Genomic DNA, 17,726 nt, shown 5'->3' on the forward strand with positions numbered 1-17,726 from the left:
TCAAATAATTCAATAGCTAAGCCACTATTAATTAGTGGTTTAGTGTAATTTAAGTTAAATTTATTTTGGGGATTTATATATTTTTATTAATCTAATTATGAGTATAGTCTAAATAGGGATTGGAATAACTTCAAGTATTCGGAGATGAGCTTTTTTGCTATAAATTAGCAAAAATATTGATTTGAATATCATATTGGATTAATAAACTATATAAAACATTATAATCAGTTTATTATTATAAATATATTCGTTTTTGTTGTTATATCAGTAGATAAAACTAAATTTTGAGGGTATTAAGTAGAGTCTATTCGTAAGAATCATCCTAAGTGATTTAACTTAATTCGATATATAAGTTAAATTAATTGATAAGACAATTTATTTCTCCAATTATAAGGCAAGAAAGTAATATCTTGCCTTATATAATTAAGTATTAGTATTTATATTCAATTCCTAGCCAATAGTTGCGACCTTCTTCTATATAGCCATCAGTATATTCATAGGACTTGTCGAACAGGTTGTTGACTGAGCTGTTCACGGATAGCCCATGTCCTAAGTCATAATCCACGCGGACATCGGTTTTGGCAAAGCCGCGAACCTTATCTTCATTATCAACATAGTTAAATGCCCAACTTCTGGCTTCTTCTGTAATCGTCAGGCTCATCGGTTGATATGGGGTAAATTTTACCCAAGCAAACGCTTTGTGAGTGGGCAGTTCTGAAACATGGCGTACGCTGTAATGTTTCGGGTCAGCGTGGATATAGCTGTAGTTCACACCCGCTTCCATCCAGTCAGTGATCTGCCCTGTGGTACCTAAATCCGCGCCGATATAATCCACTTTGCCGCTATTACGGTTTTGCAGTAATGCGCCGCCTTTTTTATTTTCGCCTACATGGTGCGCCATAATGGCATCAGAAACGTGGTTATAGTAAGTGCTTGCGGTGTAGCTCCATACTGGGGTGAAATGCCCTTTGTAGGTTAAATCAAAGGTCAGTGCGCGTTCAGCATCTAAATGAGGGTTAATGAGGAAAGAATCATTATTCTTCATTTTGTTTTCGGTGTAGCGCTCTTTCTGAGTTGGGAAACGTGTTCTTTCGGATACAGAGAATTGAACGGTATCTTCATTTTCTAAATGGTAACGGGCCATCATTTCCCAGTTAAAGGCATGTTGGTTGTTATTGTCATAATGTTGAACGCCTTCCATTGCGCCGGTTTTTTTATTGTATACATAGCGTTTTCCATCATCACTATCACGCCAGTCATAGCCAATTCCGCCGATGATGTCGAGCTTATCAGTCACGACCCATTGGTATTCGGTGGAAACAGACCATGTTTGATCTTTATAGCGGTCAAATGGATTGGTTTTATTACTGCGAGAGCGGTGAATGTCTTCTTTCCAGTGTGCGGCAAATGACAGCATATCTAAATCACGGATGGTAAAGTCTGCACGCAAGTCGGCACCGTTGCTGTAGTCGTCATAGCGGCTGTAGTTATAAATACCTTTTTGATAATCTTTGACGGATTTGTACTGGTGTAGCGTGTTTTTGAATGAGTCGTGATAAATGCGGCTTTGCAAGGCAATACCGTCAGTAACTTGGGTGGTGCCGTTAAAGTAGATGCTCTCTTTATCATAAGCTGGCCACTGCCAGATTTGCTGCTTATCGGAGTTGGCATTCGGTGCACTATTTTTATCACCATCTTGCTTAATGTAAGTGACCACATACTCATCGGTTTCTCGTGGTGTCCAGCCCATTTTCAACATTAAACGCTTATCATCGGTGGCTGAGTTAGTACGGCGTCCGTGAGTTCCTGCATTGGGGTTATTATCGTCAGAGCTAGGTAGACCCATAAATCGCTGCTTATATTGGCTGCCACTGATTTGAATAAAGCCTAAATCATTACGACCACCTAGGCGGGCACTAATGTTATGAGCATTGTCCGAACCGCGCGCAAAGCCTTGATTGAAGCTTAAATTAGCCTCGAACGGTTTTTTTGGGGTTGCAGTGGTTAAATTGATGGCGCCGCCCATTAAGTTCGGGCCTTGTAACAGGGAAGTATACCCCGTAGAAAGCTCGACACTCGCCAGTTCACTGGTCATAAAGCGCCCAAGGTCAAGGGTGCCATCATAAGGAACATAAGTCGGGATACCGTCGAAGAAAACAGGCACTTGGCGACTGTCAAAGCCACGTACGTTGACTTGAGTTTCGTTACGGTTACCAGATTTTTGAATCGCCACGCCGGGTAAGGTACTGAGGGCTTGAGCGACGTTGGTTTTATTGAGTTGCTTCATTTGCGACTCAGTGATCACGTTAGCATCAGCGGCGAGTGGGGTACTCCAAACCGACATCACATCGCGGCTCGTGTCAGCTTGAGCCTGATTTTTCTCTGGGGTAGCGGTTGCTGCTTGCCCGTGTGCTGCGAATAACGCCATTCCTATCAAATAGGTAATTTGTTTTATTTTCATTATTCATAATTTCCAGTTAATTTTTACTGCGACTGACATCGATATATTTATTTTTATATAACGATGTGCGTCGCTTTTGCCATAAAACACCATCCCGCGGTTAGCCGCAGGATAAGGTTTTAAATCTATGTTATCGAATGTTTAAGATTTAAATATCTGTACTTTGATGTCTCTTGGATTTGCGTAATAGGGCGCCGAAGTGACCAACAGAGGAACACCTGTTTGAACGAAACTTTCGAGGGTTTGCAGGTTAACGCCTCCTGCAATGGATAAGCGGCAGCGGGATTTTTTCTTATTCACTAAGTTTTGTAATTGCTGAATCTGCTCTACGGGAAGCTTATCCAACTGCACAATATCGGCATTGGCATTAATGGCAAGTCGGGCTTGCTGATAGTCATCGGCTTCAACGATGATCTGCTTCTCAGGAGCTGAAGCTCGTAACGTATCAACATGAGACTGCCAATCATCGGGATTGGTAAGGCAGTTGCGATGATTAGTGAATAGCAAGATAGTTTCTGCGCTGCCAGCTCGATGGATAATGCCACCACCAGCGAGGATCGCGGTTAACGCAAGGGGCTTAGTCGCGGGAATGGTTTTTCGTGTGCAAGCGAGCTGCCCATTAGGGTGATATTTTTTTAATATCGTGACCATTTGATGGGTATAGTGGCTGACGCCACCGCACCATTCCAAGACATTCTGGACTGCCTTCCACCCTTGATGTAGCGCTTCAACCGAGCCGGACGCGTTAATTAAGCGGCTTTGTGGCTCCACGATATCCCCATCACGAAATAGGCATTCGCTGTGCACGCCCAGCTTGGTGAGCATACGCTGGGCGATATCCAACCCGCTGACACAGCCACCGAGCTTGGAGGTAAAGGTCATGGTGCCTTGCTGGGTATGCAAGCCAAGGGCACGGCTGGTGAGATCCCCATACTGGATATCGTCGAGAAGCAGCTGGTCAATTAGGGTGTCAGGCAAGTAGATCATAATGTCAGTTCCGATTCATTCACCACATCCCACGACACCATCGCCCAATCGCGGGATGGGAACGGCAGGGCTTTGCCGTCTGCGGTTTGTTTTTGATAATAAACACGTAATTTTTCAATTTCTTCTTCGGTGAGATCTTTAAGCGACCAATTTACGCTGTCGATAAATGCATCCACGTTATCGAATCCACCTCGATTTGGACTTTTAATCAAGTCGACACTGGCGTGGATCCCCATTTGATGCAGAATATTCACCGCATAGATATAGGTAGGTAGGCTTACCACTTCGCGCCCAATTTCACGGATAATTTTTTCATCAATAAATGTCGGGTTAACGGTGTGCGTGGTATAGACGCGTAGGTTAGTTTGGCGATTGAGTTTTAGCATCGCGGCTTTTAAGTCATCCACAAGGGTAGAGCGAGAGGCCACAGAAATATCGGCTTTCGGTAAATCGTCCCAGCTATCTTCCCACGCGAGGGTTTTAAACTGTGCATTGGTCACGTTCATCTCTTTGGCACGAATATTGGCCATTTCGAGCATACCTGCGCTGTAGTCTATCCCAGTCACTGATTGAAATTGGTTAGCGAGATAAAGGCTAATAGAGCCAGGTCCACATCCCACATCCAGCAAGGTTTTTGCACCTGTCAAATCCATTAATTGGCGAAAGCGAATTAAGTATGGATCGTTAGGATTGGCACAGTTTTTCGCCATTTGCGAGGCTTTTTTATCCCAATGCTCCGGCTCTTTACGAGAGCGCTGTGCTTGTTGCATATGTTGCTGGTACATTTTTGCGAAATCGAGTTGGTGAATAAGCATGACGCTTGGCCTTAATAAGTAAAATTGAGTGGAAGCTGAAAATGCGCCGTAATACTCGGTGCATCGATATTATAAAGTTCTGCCAAGTTAGTAAGCGTTAACATACTTTGGGTTGAGCCTTGCCGTGCTTGCTGTTGTTTATTTAATAAAATCACATGATCGGCAATAGCGGCGGCATGTTGTGGATGATGGGTGGACATCAACACCGTGATCCCATGCAGCTTGAGCGTTTCGACATGCTGTAATAAGCGAATTTGATTGCCAAAATCGAGGCTTGCAGCGGGTTCATCCATAATCAATAACTTGGGTTTTTGGACTAAGGCTCTGGCAATTAAAACCAGCTGCTTTTCTCCTCCGCTGAGGGTGCTATACAAGCGCTCTGCAAGGTGAGCAATGCCAAATTGAGTCAATTGCTCCATGGCACTGGCCTTTTCTTTTTCCCCCGGTACGCTAAACGCACAGAGATAGGGGGTGAGCCCCATCATCACCATATCGACCACTGAAAACGTAAAGGGCGTATCATGAGCTTGGGGTACGTAAGCAATCACTTTCGCGATATCTCTGTGCTTCAGCCGGCTGATGGATTGCCCTTGCAAGCATATATCCCCATCAATGGCAGGAAGTAACCCTAATAAGGTTTTCATTAAGGTAGTTTTTCCGCACCCATTAGCGCCCAGTAAACAGGTCATTTCACCTTCAGGTAAATGCAGGTTAATACCCTCGATAATGGCTTGGCGGTGGTAGCCAATCGCCACATTATCTAAAGTTAAAATACTCATTTAACCCGCCTTGTTTGCAGCAAAATGGCTAAGAAAAAAGGTGCGCCCACGGCAGAGGTTAAGATCCCAAGCGGTAACTCAATGGCCGCAATGGTGCGAGCGAGCGTATCGGTGATCAGCAGTAAAATAGCACCGATTGCCATTGCCGCAGGGAGTTGATAGCGGAAGTTAGCACCCACTATCATTCGTGTAATATGGGGAACAATCAACCCCACCCAGCCAATAATACCCGCAATCGACACGGTGCTGGCGGTAATCAGTGTTGCGCTAACAATCAAAATGGTGCGATTGAGTGTGACATTTACGCCTAAACTTTTGGCCTCTTCATCGGATAAACTCAGCAAATTCATGCGCCAACGCAGCATCAATAAAGGGACAAAGCCCACTACCATGATGGGCAGGACTGACCCTAAATCTTGCTGAGTCATGGAAGACAAACCACCGAGTAGCCAGAACGTGATAGAGGGAAGCTGAGTATATGGGTCGGCTAAAATTTTCATTAATGAGATGGCGGAGCCGCAAATTGCACTGACGGCAACCCCAACCAGCACAAGGGACAAAATCGGGTCGTGCTGGCGGGCTAGACGAGCTATCAGATATACCACTGCCACGGTGATAAGGCCACCCACAAAGGCAAACAGTTGGATAGAAACCAGTGATTGTCCGAGAAATATCCCTAAAACCGCCCCCACGCCCGCCCCTGCTGAAACCCCTAAAATATCAGGTGAAACGAGAGGGTTACGAAACATGCCTTGATAAGCCGCGCCGGCAATCGCCAGTCCACCGCCAATCAAGATGGCGGCTAAGACGCGTGGAAAGCGAATTTGCCAAAATACCGTATTGCTACGAGGATCATCAACGGGCGCTTGAGTAAACAAGCGATATAGCTCTTCCAAGGTTAGTGAGTATTTACCACTGGTTAATGCCATCAGAAAGCAGAGTAGCAAAATAGCCATCAATAAGAATGGCTTAGTTTTGGTGTTGAGCCAGCTCGCCGTCATGACCTTTCCATTAGTAAGTCGACCTGCTCTTGAGTGAGCGATGAGTGGTAGAACAGCTCAAAAAATTGCCTGAGATCGTGCGTGATAGTCTCTTCAACCGCTTTATCAAAGTGGCTCTGTAAGCGTCTCATGCCCAGTAAACGGTTGATCCCCGGCGGGCCATCTAACCAACCGAATGGCATCCCACTGAATACGAAAAAATTATTCGATGAGACGGCTTTGAGTCCCGCCCATAATGGCGAGCGAGTGATTAATTCAACAGATTCATCATATTGGGTGATGATAATATCTGGCTCCCACTGGTACAGCTGTTCCATGGAAACATCGGTCAAACCGTGGAATCCATCGATGCCCACTACATTGCGAAAACCGAGCATTTCGATGGCTTCAGTGTGAATGGAGCCTTTTGTGCCGGTTTGTAGCCCTTTAGCACCTCTGGCTAGGTAAAAACTGAGGGGTTTTTGTTGTTGAGTCAGTGCAAATTGCTGCGCATTGCTAAGATAGCGTTCTGCGATCATACTCAGTTTTTCAGCTTGCTGATTGACATTCAATAGACGACCAAGTTGACGGAGCTGTTGCGGAGCATCAATTAGCTTACCGTCCATCAGCAAATATGGGATCCCCGTTTGTTTGGCGACTTTTTCCGCTTGGGAGCGGTAGGTTTCATCGATATTGCCAGTATCGAGGATCAAATCAGGATGGTAAGCCAATAATTGTTCAAGGGATAACGTGCTACCTCGTCCCGCAAGACGACCATAAACAGGCAAATTCATCCATTGTGGCGCAAACAGTTCACTATTCCCTTTTTTCAAGTTAATAGCGGCAAAACCCACCATGTTTTCTGGGGCGAGGGCAAACATCAGCAAGTCTGCGGGCGGACCAGCCGTGATCACCTTTTGAATGTTACCGTTTGCAGGTAAAGTACCGAATAATGCCTCTGCGACAGGGCTGCGACTAAAAGCAGGTAAACTGTAGAATGCCGCAAGGACAGTGCAGGATTGGATAAAATGTCTTCTATTCATGCCCATAATTAATATCGTTATACTTATATTTATATAACGAGAAAATTAGCGAAGTCAGGCAATAGAGTCAACAGCAAAAATGAGATAGAACTAAAAAGTCGATGTTTCTGTGATTTAAAGCAATATCAAGGATTGATATCCACAGGCAGATCGCAGAACATAGCGAAATATAACGGCGTATTATAGATAATCTGGGATATATGAAGAATAAAAGACCTTCTTTGCAAGATGTAGCCGACCGAGTCGGTATCACGAAAATGACTGTAAGCCGTTTTCTGCGTAATCCTGAGCAAGTTTCAGAATCCTTACGCGGGAAAATTGCCAGCGCAGTGGAGGAATTAGGTTATATCCCAAACAAAGCGCCCGATATTTTGTCGAATGCCACAAGCCATGCTATCGGTGTCCTATTGCCATCATTAACCAACCAAGTTTTTGCGGAAGTGATCCGCGGTATTGAAGCCGTCACCGACAAACACGGTTATCAAACTATGTTGGCGCACTATGGCTATCGCGCAGAAAAAGAGGAAGAACGCTTAACTTCGTTACTGTCTTATAACATCGATGGTGTGATCTTAGCGGAACGTACCCATACTGAGCGCACCCTGCGCATGTTAAAAACGGCGGGGATCCCAGTCGTCGAAATTATGGACAGCGTTTCGCCTTGTTTTGATGCTGCGGTAGGCATTGATAACTTTGAAGCGTCACGCAAAATGACACAGGCGATGATCGACCGAGGCTGTCAAAAAGTGGTCTATTTAGGAGCCAGGCAGGATGAGCGGACAATCATTCGTTTGGAAGGTTATGAAAAAGCCATGCTCGATGCCAAACTGATTCCGCGTAATTTAATGACTCAAGAGAGCTCTTCTTATTCTCTTGGCGCGCAATTACTTCAAGAATGCCGCGTAAAATACCCCGATGCAGATGGGCTATTCTGTACCAACGATGACTTAGCTATCGGTGCTATTTTTGAGTGCCAGCGTTTAGGGATCAATGTTCCCGATGATTTGGCCATTTCTGGCTTTCACGGACATGACGTAGGGCAAGTAATGACGCCAAAACTCGCCAGTATCTTAACCCCCCGTGACCTAATGGGGCGCAAGGCGGCAGAAGTGCTGCTGGCACGGATGCGCGGTGAGAAATTATTACATAAAAAATTCGATGTTGGTTTTAAGTTACTAACTGGTGAAAGTATCTAGTTAGGTTGCATCGAGTCAGCAAAACATTATTGCGATTACCATCACAGTTCCGTTGTTTTCTTCACCTATCTAATTGCTAAATAAATATCGACTAGCAATAATGTTACCCGTAACCTGTTACCGGTAACATTATTGCCGAGCACCGGAATAACAAACTAAATCAAATTTCAAATCTAGAATTAAATAACCTCTTTTCAACACCCGAGGAGTTTCCTATGAGTGATACCCAAAATCAAAACTACACATTTGTCTTAATGGGGGTATCGGGTAGCGGCAAATCCGCAGTGGCGAGTGGCGTTGCCCAGCAGTTACAAGCAGCTTTTTTAGACGGGGACTTTTTGCACCCGAAATCCAATATTATGAAAATGGCATCCGGACATGCGCTGAATGATGATGATCGTCGTCCGTGGTTGGAAGCGCTGAACGGTGCCATTTTTGCAATGCAAAGAACCAATCAAGTTTCTCTGGTTGTGTGCTCTGCATTGAAAAAGAGCTATCGCGATATTCTTCGTGAAGATAATAAAAATCTCTATTTTATCTATCTGAAAGGCGATGCAGCGGTGATTGAAGAGCGCTTAAGAGCCCGTCGTGGTCATTTCTTTAAACCAGAAATGTTGAAATCACAGTTCGATACACTGCAAGAACCCGATACCCAAGAAGCCGACGCGTATGCAGTTGATATCCGTCCTGCGCTCAATGAGGTTATCGATAATACCTGTGCAACCATTCGTCAAATCATGACGGGAGATAAAGCATGAACACACCAGTGGAAACATTAAGTACCTTAACATTGGTACTGACCGCCGTTGGCTCGGTGGTGTTATTGCTATTTTTAGTGATGTATGCGCGCTTACACGCTTTTGTGGCATTAATGATTGTCTCGATTGGCGCGGGGCTATTTTCCGGTATGCCAATCCAAGATATTACGGCAACTATGCAAAAAGGGATGGCGGGAACCCTTGGATTCCTCGCTATCGTCGTCGCCTTAGGTGCCATGTTCGGTAAAATCCTGCATGAAACGGGCGCTTTGGATCAGGTCGCTCATAAGTTATTAGACCTTTTTGGTGAAAAACGCGCGCACTATGCTGTTGGTGTCGCGGGTCTCATTTGTGCATTACCGCTGTTTTTTGACGTCGCTATTGTTTTACTCATCGGCGTGGTTTTTGCGGTAGCAAACCGTACTGGTCACAATGTGGTTCGCTTAGCGATTCCTCTGTTTGCTGGTGTGGCAGCAGCGGCAGCCTTCCTGTTACCGGGGCCAACACCAATGCTGGTGGCGTCACAAATGGGTGCAGATTATGGCTGGATGATTTTAATTGGTCTGTGTGCGGCTATTCCAAGCATGATTTTAGCGGGTCCACTGTTTGGTAGCTTTATCAGTAAGTTTGTTCATATTGATATTCCTGCTGACTACCAAGCGCCACAAAGCTCTAACGGCAAAATGCCAAGCTTTGGCTTCAGTTTAAGCCTCGTGTTGTTCCCATTATTACTGGTCGGTTTAAAAACCATCGGGACCCACTTTGTGGAAAAAGGCTCGAATGTTGAGCATTGGTTAGAATTTATTGGTCACCCATTCACCGCATTGTTATTGGCTTGTTTGCTGGCAATCTACGGTTTGGGCTTCCGCTACGGTATGGATAAAGAGCGCGTGATGGCGGTCTGCTCTGCGGCAATTCAACCAGCGGGTATCATCCTGTTAGTGACGGGTGCAGGTGGTGTATTCAAACAAGTACTGGTGGATTCAGGTGTGGGTCCAGCATTGGGTGATTCACTGATTGGTGCAGGTTTACCGATTGCGGTAGCGTGTTTCGTCTTAGCGGGGGCAGTGCGTGTTATCCAAGGCTCTGCGACTGTGGCCTGTTTAACGACTGTTGGTTTAGTCCTGCCTGTTATCGGTGAGCTAGGTTACTCTGGCGCACAACTGGCAGCATTAGCGATTTGTATCTCTGGTGGTTCATTAATTCTGAGCCATGTGAATGACTCCGGTTTCTGGCTATTTGGTAAGTTCACGGGTGCAACTGAAGCTCAAACCTTAAAAACGTGGACTATCATGGAAACGATTTTAGGCACGACGGGTGCGATTGTTGGGATGATTTTCTTTACGTTCCTGTAAAACTGATTTCTCTCTATCTCTTCTGTAAAAAACAAAAGTCAGCTTACTTAGGTAGGCTGACTTTTTTATTATTAAACAGTAGGTAATCCAAGAGCATCAAAAAATGCGCGATTACGTTCTTTCGCAGATTGAACAAGTTGTTCAAAACCAATAACTTCAATATAGGCATGGGAAGGTTCATTGTAGCCAAAATAGCCCATTCCATCGGAAGTCACTCGTAAATTCGCTCGTCGGCATCGGCGGATCATTGAATCGGTCAGGTCACAAATAATGTAGCAATAACCAGGAATATTGTTGCTTTGTGGAATAGGGCGCCCGTTGGTTGTTTTGATTCGACCTTCTCGTACCCGCTCTAGATAACCAAGTGCTTGGTCAATTGGGTTTTTATCTTCACCTTCAGCCATATCATTTCGCATTGGGCGTTTAATCTCAATGACGGTGATGGATGCCAAAGGGCCGTTTTCTTTATCATTAACGAGAATGGGATTATCAAATAAGCGAAGACTTAAAATGTCGGGTTCTTTAGTGGAGTCGCATTCTGTTATGGGCATGGTACTGAGTGGCTTGTCGGATGCTAAATAGTGATGAAAGGCGAGGCGTTCATCAACAAGCCATAAATTACAGTTTTCTGTCGATATCTCTGTTGAGTCTTTACGCATGGGCATAATTAACTCATGAATAATGGCTTCTTTAGCATATTGTCCATCGGTGAGTTTTTTTATGGAATCTTGCAGTAGGTCAATAATAATTTTTCGATGGGAAACGTAGTTGGCCAAATCTGATTTTTTTAAATCTCCCGCTTTTTTTAAATATTCAGCAAGGCGTATTTTGTAGGCTTGCGTTTTTTCATTGTGGAATGGATGCCGAATACTATGTCCTTCCGCAACAATCTGTTGTTCAATTTCATACCATTGAGTATGTAAATGTAGTTCCAATTCTTTATCTGAACGGTCTGGGTCAAAAATTAATAACGCTTCATCGACATAGTTGATAAGTGGTTTATAACGAGGAGCATGGTTATTAATAAAAGAATCAACACGCTGGCGACCGATAGCAATATTATGAATCAACATATCATTTAGATATTTTTTGGTGCATTCATAGACGGCATCTCGGATATCTTTAAATGAAATTTCATTGAGCAAGTGATCGACGTGATCTGATATCTCAAACGATGTTCTTTCACTGCGCACGCGTTCAGTTAAAAAGTCAGATGAGACATAGCAGGTGTAAATAAACTCACCTTTTTCATCGGTAATTTTATTGTACAGACCAGGAATTTTTCCTTGAATAGATTCTTCTTTTACTAAGCGATTCGCTGCACAGAGAGCGAGTTGATGCCTTTTATTCACTGACGCTCTAAACTTGATATGAGTCAGTTGAAATAATTGATCGCGAATAGAAATCTCTTCGTTATAAGCACTTTCATGCATGTATTGGTCATACAGTGAATCTAAATCGATGGATTGCTCGTTATCTTCAACAATGATTTTAGGAGCACGTTCTTCACGGACAAAATACCAAAGCACATGTTCCAGTAATTGTGTTGCAATTTGTTTGCTATCGGAAGGAACTTTGGCGGCGTAGTTTAAGTCGAAGCCAATGAGTTTGACTTCCGTACCTGTGTGGCTTTGTGTGGCCGTATTCAATGTCAAACTATGCACGCCATGTTTGGTATCAAAGCGAAAATGTCGCTGTTTTAGGGAACTCTTAGGGTCGTGAAAATGGCTTGTAATTTCGACATGGTCAAAGGTTTTTAACCACATTAATCGGCCAACACCTCGGCAACCTTTATCAATTTTATGGTCTGAGTCGAGGGTTTCAAAAGAAGCAAAATTGATGTCATTAAAGCCACAGCCATTATCAATAATGCTGAAACTGACGATGCGATTGGGTTTGGTCGGAGTGGCTAAGTCAAGATGCTGTTGAGCTTCTCGATGGATCCGCAAAGTAATCGTACCTTGTTTGGTATGATCATTTTGTTCTTCAATAGAATGGATTGAATTCACTACAGCTTCAAAGACCGGCATAAGCCCATGATTTTTAGATAGAGAAGTATTGCGTAATCGTCCTTTCAGATTTGTTTGCAGGCTCATTTTTTATCCCGTTATGACTATTAGCGATTTAACCATAATTGGTGTAACTAAAGAGAAACGGGGTAATACTAGAATAGAAAAAAATCAGCTGCCAGAGCAGCTGATGGGATAGGTCATATATCCAAGATTTTAGGACAAACTACAAAGTTTATTTCAACATCTGATTAAACTGGCTATACAGTGCCTGTGCGCTTTTCTTATAACCATCCGCAGAGAAATGCACATTATCAGGACGGGCTAAACCTTGGGACGCCCATGCGCGGATAGAACAAGGTCCACCCATGTTCGCTTGCCAATCCCAAAACAGCGTATGTTCTTGAGCTGCAATGTTTTTTTGAATACGTATCACATCCATCAAATTCACTGGCATCTGGGCGCTACAACCCGCCGCATGACTGAATTTAATTGAGTCGCTTGGCCCCACTAGCATAATCACCGCATTGGGCGATTGCTGGCGAATTTGACGAATTTTATCCCGTAGGTTTTGCTCGTAAGCTACCAAGTTCAGGGTGTCATTAAACGCTTCGTTAGTGCCGAAGGCTAAAATCACCATATCCGGCGACATTTGAGCCAATGTGGCGCTCCACTGCGGTTGCCATTTATCCAGCATGTTGATGGTTGCACCGTTCAAACCGATAGCGGATAACATCACGCCGGGTTTATTTGAACGGACTAACCATCCACCCACTTTGAAATTACTTGCCGCTCCAACTGATACTGTTGATGGCAATTGCGTGCTCACTGGCGCAGAAAATTGCCAGCTATTTCCCGTAGCAGGTAAGGCAACCGTCGAAGATGATGATGGCGAAACCTGCATCTGGGTGCTATTCGAGCTTTGGTACAGTGCTTGTAAGCGATAACTATTTTGGACAGGCTGCAATGGCTTTAATAAAACATGACTTTTGCTGCCTTGTGGCTCGGCTATCAATCCACCTAACGGGTAGTCAAAACGCTCGTCCTTACGGCTACTTGAAAGCGACCAATTCGACTTATCACTGATGCGATTAATGGTGGCGGTGCGTTGACCCGGTACCGAAATTGGCGGTACAAAACCAGGACCTGCATCTCCATAGCGTTGTTGGAACAATGCTCTTAATTCACCAGTGAAAAAATCTGCGGCCGTGTGTGAATCCCCTATCTGGACGATATGGATTTGTTGACCACCTTGGCGCAGTTTAGACGCTAACTGGCTTAAATTTGGTTCGCCGTTATTGATTAACTGCCCTTGCTCTGTAGGCGCTTGCCACTGAGTTTGTGACGTTTTTCCGCGTTTAGTATCAGGTGTTTGACAAGAGACTAAGCCTAATGACAGCAGTGTAATGACACTAGCTGTGAGTAGCTTGCTCTTGACCTGATTCTGGTTGTTCAGTTTCATGAGGTTCCTTGTCTTCCTCTTCGAAATGGATCAGTGAAAATATGCTTTCGGCAATCATTTGTTGCCCTTTACCACTGAAATGGATCCCATCACCACTGCGCAATTTTATAGCATTGCTACCATCCCCAATATAGTCGGAATAGTCGTCATTTTTATATTTAAAGACGTCATTGGCAGAAATGTACATTTCGCCATATTTCGCGACTTCAGTCTGGTAAAGACCACGAAGAAATTTCATACCATCGGAAAGGGTATTTTTACGCATATTGGGTGGTCCCACCCAAATCACATCGACATGATGTTGGCGTGCGGTGGTGAGAATTTCACTGATACGCGAGCGATAGGTTTGTTCCCACTCTTCACTCTTGAATTTCACATACTTATAGCCCGACTGTGGTGGCATATCCCACGGGTCATTAGGCCCTAAAAATACCACTAAGACTTTAATGTTCGGGTTATTGTTCAATGCGTTGGCAATGGTCTCTGGCCAGTTAAAGAATTTAGGATACGCGAGACCTGTACTCTGCTTACTTAAGTTAATGCTCTCAATATTATACTTTTTCAACAGCATGTTTTTAACATGGGGAGCGACGCCCTGCATCATGGAGTCTCCAGCAAACAAGACTTGATCCCCCGCAGCGATATTGGCTATCTGTTTTTGAACGACAGGTCCTTCAGGTTGTGCAATAGTCACGCCAGCAAAGGTTCGACCCGGAATTTTGGTGCGAGCTTGAGGGCGTTTTAATAACTCAGGGAAGGTTACCGATAAGCTCTCTGCGGGATGAATATAACCATTAACAAAGTGCAGTCCGACACGAAAGTCTTGAGGGAAAACTAACGTTTCGTGGTTAGCAGCCATTTGGGCTGCAAGTTTATCTTCAGCGGCTTTTTGCCCAGACGCGTGATAAGCAAAAGTTGCCCCCGCTTCTTGGGCACCATCATGTAGCGCCCTTCCGTAATCCCAGACGGGGTTTCCGCTGATTTTCGCCCATGGGGTATCTTGGTGATACTTTTGCTGCCAGAATCGCTCTAAGGAGCTTTGGTTTAGCCAAATCAATAGCAAGCCAGTGATGATGACAATCAGCACCACTTGTCCGGTTTTTTTCAGGTTATTTTTAAACTCAGAAGTTAGCATAGATAAATCCTGGCATTCCCGAAGGTGAAAGCATAAACATAATCGTTAACACGATGGCTAATGGGATAGGGTAATAGTACCAAGCGATATCTTGATATTTCTTAGCAACATACTGATAGCCTTGAACAAAATATGGATAGGCGAGGAACAGTAACCAGAATGCAGTCAGCAAGCCGAGATTCGCACTCATTGAGGCGATAAATCCAGGTTCAATAAATTGATTGAGCATCACCAGTGCGTCATCAAACGATGGGCTACGGAAGAAAATCCATGCAAAGCAAACAAAATGGAAAGTCAGAATTCGTGCAAGTAATTTTGAAACATGGGCATTGGGAATTAAGTGGGTTCTCCCCAGTTTTTTCATTAGCTCAGTTTTAATATTAAAAATTACCGTTCCTAAACCATGAATCGCACCCCAAATAACAAACGTCATTGCCGCACCATGCCATAGACCTGAAATTAACATTGCGGTTAATACGTTGATATTTTTGCGCACAAATCCTTTGCGACTGCCGCCCAATGGAATATAGATATAGTCCATGATGAAGGTCGATAAACTGATATGCCAGCGTTTCCAGAAATCTTGCAAGTTGGTGGCTAAATATGGCGCATTAAAGTTAAGTGGCACTCTAAAGCCTAATAGCAACGCAATACCCGTTACTAAGTTGGTATAACCTGAAAAGTTAAAATAGATATTCCACGCATAAGCGTAGGTGGCAATTAATATTTCCCCTGCACTAAAGCCCGCGGGAGCATCAAATACCGGATTAACGTAGTTTTCAGCAAGGTAAGAGCTAAATAGAAACAGCTTTACCAGTGCTAAGCTAATTAACAAAATGGCACGGCGGGAGTCGAGAATAACGCGGCTTTCGGCTTGAATTTGCGGTAAAAAGTTTTTTGCACGGTTAATTGGACCTGCCACGATACTTGGGAAAAAAGCCAAATATAATACGACGTCAAAAAAATCGGCTTTTTCAATTTCTTTGCGACACACCGAAACGGTATAGCTGACGGAATGAAAGGCGTAGAAAGAGAGCCCCAATGGAGCCAGTAGTTCCAGCACAGGCAGTCCAACGCTAAATCCAAACTTATCGAGGGTTTGCTGAATAGTTTCTTGGAAGAAAGAATAATATTTAAATGCGGTAAAGCAGCCAATGATCCCGGCGGCTAATAACGAGTATATCCATCGGTTAGATAACCAAACTGTCGCCCAGTTGGTGAGAAAATAGATAAATAACGTGTAGCCAAACAGAATATAGGCAAAGTCAGGGCTAAATGAGTAGACAAAGAAATAACTTGCTGTGATGAGCAATCCATTCTGCAATTTAGAGCTGGATTGGCAGCCCCAATAAATAAGAAAAAAAACTAAAAAAGAGCCAAGAAACTCAAATGAGAAGAAATTCATATTAGACTCAGGTGTTATTTGTTATGGGTGACCATAATATTTATTCTTTTTCCCTATGCAATCGGAATTTCGTCATATTTCAATTTACTCGTCATACTTCGAATTTTAGGGGTGTTGGCTGTGCTCAGCTACCCTAGTCACATACTTATGTATGCTCCTAGGGATATCTTCTCTTGCCGCCTACCTAAAACCCGAATTATTTAGCGTAAATCGGGGATAGGGAAAATAAGTTATACAAGACTCAAGACTCAAGACTCGAGATTCAAAGTTTAAGAAGTATAGCTGCGGTGGGGTGGGTTGTCATATTTCGAGTGGATGGGAGAAAGTGTGCAAAAAAAAATCCACTTTCGAAAAAGTGGATTTTTATACAGTGTACCTGGTGTGTAGATACTAAAATTAGCTGCGAGTCGCTGCTCTTTTTTGAGCTTGTGTAATCAATTCTTCGTTGCTCGCGTACATCTCTTTCAAATAGCGGTTATATGATGAACCTAACTCTGAGTACCCTTTCATATCGTTAATCAGTTTGATGGAGTCTAACTCATCTTTTGATTGACGCTGTTTAGCACGCGAGTGACGTAAAGACTCATACGCGTTATGGGTATTCATGTTCTTCATATAGGCAGTCACTGTTGCTTCAACAGAAGCGTAAGCTGAGTAGCCTTTGATCTTTCCTTTTCTAACTTGGCAACCGCTACCACAGCGCATACCAAATAAATTTCCGTTTTGTAGAGCAAGCTGAGAAGTACCCCAACCAGACTCTGTTGCCGCTTGTGTCGCAACTAAATGTGTTGGCATGATGTCTACGCGACTTAACAGCTTATCCCAATTAATACGTTTTGGGTTGCTGCAACTGATGCCATAACTATCGCAGATCTGGGTTAGGCGACGTAGCTCTTGGGCGCTCCATTTGGTGTTTGTGCGCACGGAAAGCAGCCAGTTACGCTCTTCCATAATCTGTTGATTGACTTTTTCAATCACAGGGACAATCGTTTTCAAAAACGCTTTCTTACGTGGAGTACCAGATGGGTATTTACGCATATCAGGCAGTGGTGTTTCTGCTTGATTTGAGTTTTGTGCCGACTTCAGTGTGAAGTCTTTTTTAAGCATCGTACTGGTACTGGTGGAGCCAAAACTGAGGCTCGAAAACAAAAGTAAAAATAAGAAAGCGAAGACGGCGTTTGTCCTCATCGTTCGAGAGGGCATTTGCTTCTCCTATGTTTCTCTGAACAAAAATCGAGCGAATGGTAGCAGAATAATTTTTCACGAGCTACCTTTATCCGACTCACATTAACTAAATTTCTGCATTAGTAAGCCATTAAGTGTTGATTTATCTTAACTCAA

The 17,726-nt window shown here is 43.8% G+C and carries 14 protein-coding genes; 3 read left to right on the forward strand and 11 right to left on the reverse strand.

Going from position 1 to position 17,726, the window contains the following annotated elements; genetic code table 11:
- Positions 1-430: 430 nt before the first annotated feature.
- From LDO51_RS08280 to LDO51_RS08305, 6 genes are all read right to left on the reverse strand, one after another.
- The gene (locus LDO51_RS08280) at positions 431-2,461 is read right to left on the reverse strand and encodes a TonB-dependent receptor plug domain-containing protein (protein WP_225577069.1); all 2,031 of its coding nucleotides are present in this window, start codon (positions 2,459-2,461) and stop codon (positions 431-433) included.
- 141 nt (positions 2,462-2,602) lie between these two features.
- Positions 2,603-3,448, reverse strand: coding sequence for a ModD protein (gene modD, locus LDO51_RS08285; RefSeq protein ID WP_225577070.1), 846 nt, complete (start codon positions 3,446-3,448; stop codon positions 2,603-2,605).
- Positions 3,445-4,263 (reverse strand): class I SAM-dependent methyltransferase, encoded by an 819-nt coding sequence (locus LDO51_RS08290; RefSeq protein ID WP_225577071.1) that lies wholly within the window; start codon positions 4,261-4,263, stop codon positions 3,445-3,447. Before LDO51_RS08290 ends, modD begins: the two co-directional genes overlap by 4 nt.
- 11 nt (positions 4,264-4,274) lie before the next feature.
- Positions 4,275-5,042 carry an ABC transporter ATP-binding protein gene (locus tag LDO51_RS08295; protein ID WP_225577072.1) on the reverse strand — a complete coding sequence of 256 codons (768 nt, stop codon included), beginning with the start codon at positions 5,040-5,042 and terminating at the stop codon, positions 4,275-4,277.
- Positions 5,039-5,998: a FecCD family ABC transporter permease gene (locus LDO51_RS08300; RefSeq protein ID WP_423810974.1), complete on the reverse strand. Its 960-nt coding sequence runs from the start codon at positions 5,996-5,998 to the stop codon at positions 5,039-5,041. Before LDO51_RS08300 ends, LDO51_RS08295 begins: the two co-directional genes overlap by 4 nt.
- Positions 5,999-6,039: 41 nt before the next feature.
- On the reverse strand, positions 6,040-7,071 hold the full coding sequence (locus LDO51_RS08305; RefSeq protein ID WP_225577074.1) for an ABC transporter substrate-binding protein: 1,032 nt from the start codon (positions 7,069-7,071) through the stop codon (positions 6,040-6,042).
- A 194-nt stretch (positions 7,072-7,265) separates the two neighbouring features.
- Here LDO51_RS08305 and gntR point away from each other — a divergent pair, with 194 nt between their 5' ends.
- The 3 genes from gntR to gntU all read left to right on the forward strand — a co-directional run bounded on the left by gntR (position 7,266) and on the right by gntU (position 10,374).
- Positions 7,266-8,261 (forward strand): gluconate operon transcriptional repressor GntR, encoded by a 996-nt coding sequence (gene gntR / locus LDO51_RS08310; RefSeq protein WP_225577075.1) that lies wholly within the window; start codon positions 7,266-7,268, stop codon positions 8,259-8,261.
- A 215-nt stretch (positions 8,262-8,476) separates the two neighbouring features.
- Complete coding sequence (gntK, locus tag LDO51_RS08315; RefSeq protein ID WP_036955343.1) at positions 8,477-9,019, forward strand: gluconokinase; 543 nt, start codon at positions 8,477-8,479, stop codon at positions 9,017-9,019.
- Positions 9,016-10,374, forward strand: coding sequence for a gluconate transporter (gene gntU, locus LDO51_RS08320; protein WP_225577076.1), 1,359 nt, complete (start codon positions 9,016-9,018; stop codon positions 10,372-10,374). Before gntK ends, gntU begins: the two co-directional genes overlap by 4 nt.
- Before the next feature lie 71 nt (positions 10,375-10,445).
- On the opposite strand, the gene LDO51_RS08325 is transcribed toward gntU, so the two are convergent.
- The 5 genes from LDO51_RS08325 to LDO51_RS08345 form a co-directional block, all read right to left on the reverse strand.
- Positions 10,446-12,470: an ATP-binding protein gene (locus tag LDO51_RS08325; protein ID WP_225577077.1), complete on the reverse strand. Its 2,025-nt coding sequence runs from the start codon at positions 12,468-12,470 to the stop codon at positions 10,446-10,448.
- A 148-nt stretch (positions 12,471-12,618) separates the two neighbouring features.
- On the reverse strand, positions 12,619-13,845 hold the full coding sequence (locus tag LDO51_RS08330) for an SGNH/GDSL hydrolase family protein (RefSeq protein ID WP_225577078.1): 1,227 nt from the start codon (positions 13,843-13,845) through the stop codon (positions 12,619-12,621).
- Positions 13,796-14,980, reverse strand: coding sequence for a DUF459 domain-containing protein (locus LDO51_RS08335; protein WP_225577079.1), 1,185 nt, complete (start codon positions 14,978-14,980; stop codon positions 13,796-13,798). Before LDO51_RS08335 ends, LDO51_RS08330 begins: the two co-directional genes overlap by 50 nt.
- Positions 14,967-16,385: an MBOAT family O-acyltransferase gene (locus LDO51_RS08340; protein ID WP_225577080.1), complete on the reverse strand. Its 1,419-nt coding sequence runs from the start codon at positions 16,383-16,385 to the stop codon at positions 14,967-14,969. Before LDO51_RS08340 ends, LDO51_RS08335 begins: the two co-directional genes overlap by 14 nt.
- A gap of 396 nt (positions 16,386-16,781) precedes the next feature.
- Positions 16,782-17,588, reverse strand: coding sequence for a protein bax (locus LDO51_RS08345; RefSeq protein WP_225577081.1), 807 nt, complete (start codon positions 17,586-17,588; stop codon positions 16,782-16,784).
- Positions 17,589-17,726 lie beyond the last annotated feature (138 nt).

The organism is Providencia alcalifaciens, assembly GCF_020271745.1.
In the GTDB taxonomy this organism is placed as follows: domain Bacteria; phylum Pseudomonadota; class Gammaproteobacteria; order Enterobacterales; family Enterobacteriaceae; genus Providencia; species Providencia alcalifaciens_B.

What these genes read in the sequence shown, in the direction of transcription:
- LDO51_RS08345 (WP_225577081.1), bottom strand. Translation starts at nt 17,588, where the DNA reads ATGCCCTCTCGAACGATGAGGACAAACGCCGTCTTCGCTTTCTTATTT.
- modD (WP_225577070.1), bottom strand. Translation starts at nt 3,448, where the DNA reads ATGATCTACTTGCCTGACACCCTAATTGACCAGCTGCTTCTCGACGAT.
- gntR (WP_225577075.1), top strand. Translation starts at nt 7,266, where the DNA reads ATGAAGAATAAAAGACCTTCTTTGCAAGATGTAGCCGACCGAGTCGGT.
- LDO51_RS08300 (WP_423810974.1), bottom strand. Translation starts at nt 5,998, where the DNA reads ATGGCTATTTTGCTACTCTGCTTTCTGATGGCATTAACCAGTGGTAAA.
- LDO51_RS08330 (WP_225577078.1), bottom strand. Translation starts at nt 13,845, where the DNA reads ATGAAACTGAACAACCAGAATCAGGTCAAGAGCAAGCTACTCACAGCT.
- LDO51_RS08295 (WP_225577072.1), bottom strand. Translation starts at nt 5,042, where the DNA reads ATGAGTATTTTAACTTTAGATAATGTGGCGATTGGCTACCACCGCCAA.
- LDO51_RS08290 (WP_225577071.1), bottom strand. Translation starts at nt 4,263, where the DNA reads ATGCTTATTCACCAACTCGATTTCGCAAAAATGTACCAGCAACATATG.
- LDO51_RS08335 (WP_225577079.1), bottom strand. Translation starts at nt 14,980, where the DNA reads ATGCTAACTTCTGAGTTTAAAAATAACCTGAAAAAAACCGGACAAGTG.
- LDO51_RS08340 (WP_225577080.1), bottom strand. Translation starts at nt 16,385, where the DNA reads ATGAATTTCTTCTCATTTGAGTTTCTTGGCTCTTTTTTAGTTTTTTTT.
- LDO51_RS08305 (WP_225577074.1), bottom strand. Translation starts at nt 7,071, where the DNA reads ATGGGCATGAATAGAAGACATTTTATCCAATCCTGCACTGTCCTTGCG.
- gntK (WP_036955343.1), top strand. Translation starts at nt 8,477, where the DNA reads ATGAGTGATACCCAAAATCAAAACTACACATTTGTCTTAATGGGGGTA.
- LDO51_RS08325 (WP_225577077.1), bottom strand. Translation starts at nt 12,470, where the DNA reads ATGAGCCTGCAAACAAATCTGAAAGGACGATTACGCAATACTTCTCTA.
- LDO51_RS08280 (WP_225577069.1), bottom strand. Translation starts at nt 2,461, where the DNA reads ATGAAAATAAAACAAATTACCTATTTGATAGGAATGGCGTTATTCGCA.
- gntU (WP_225577076.1), top strand. Translation starts at nt 9,016, where the DNA reads ATGAACACACCAGTGGAAACATTAAGTACCTTAACATTGGTACTGACC.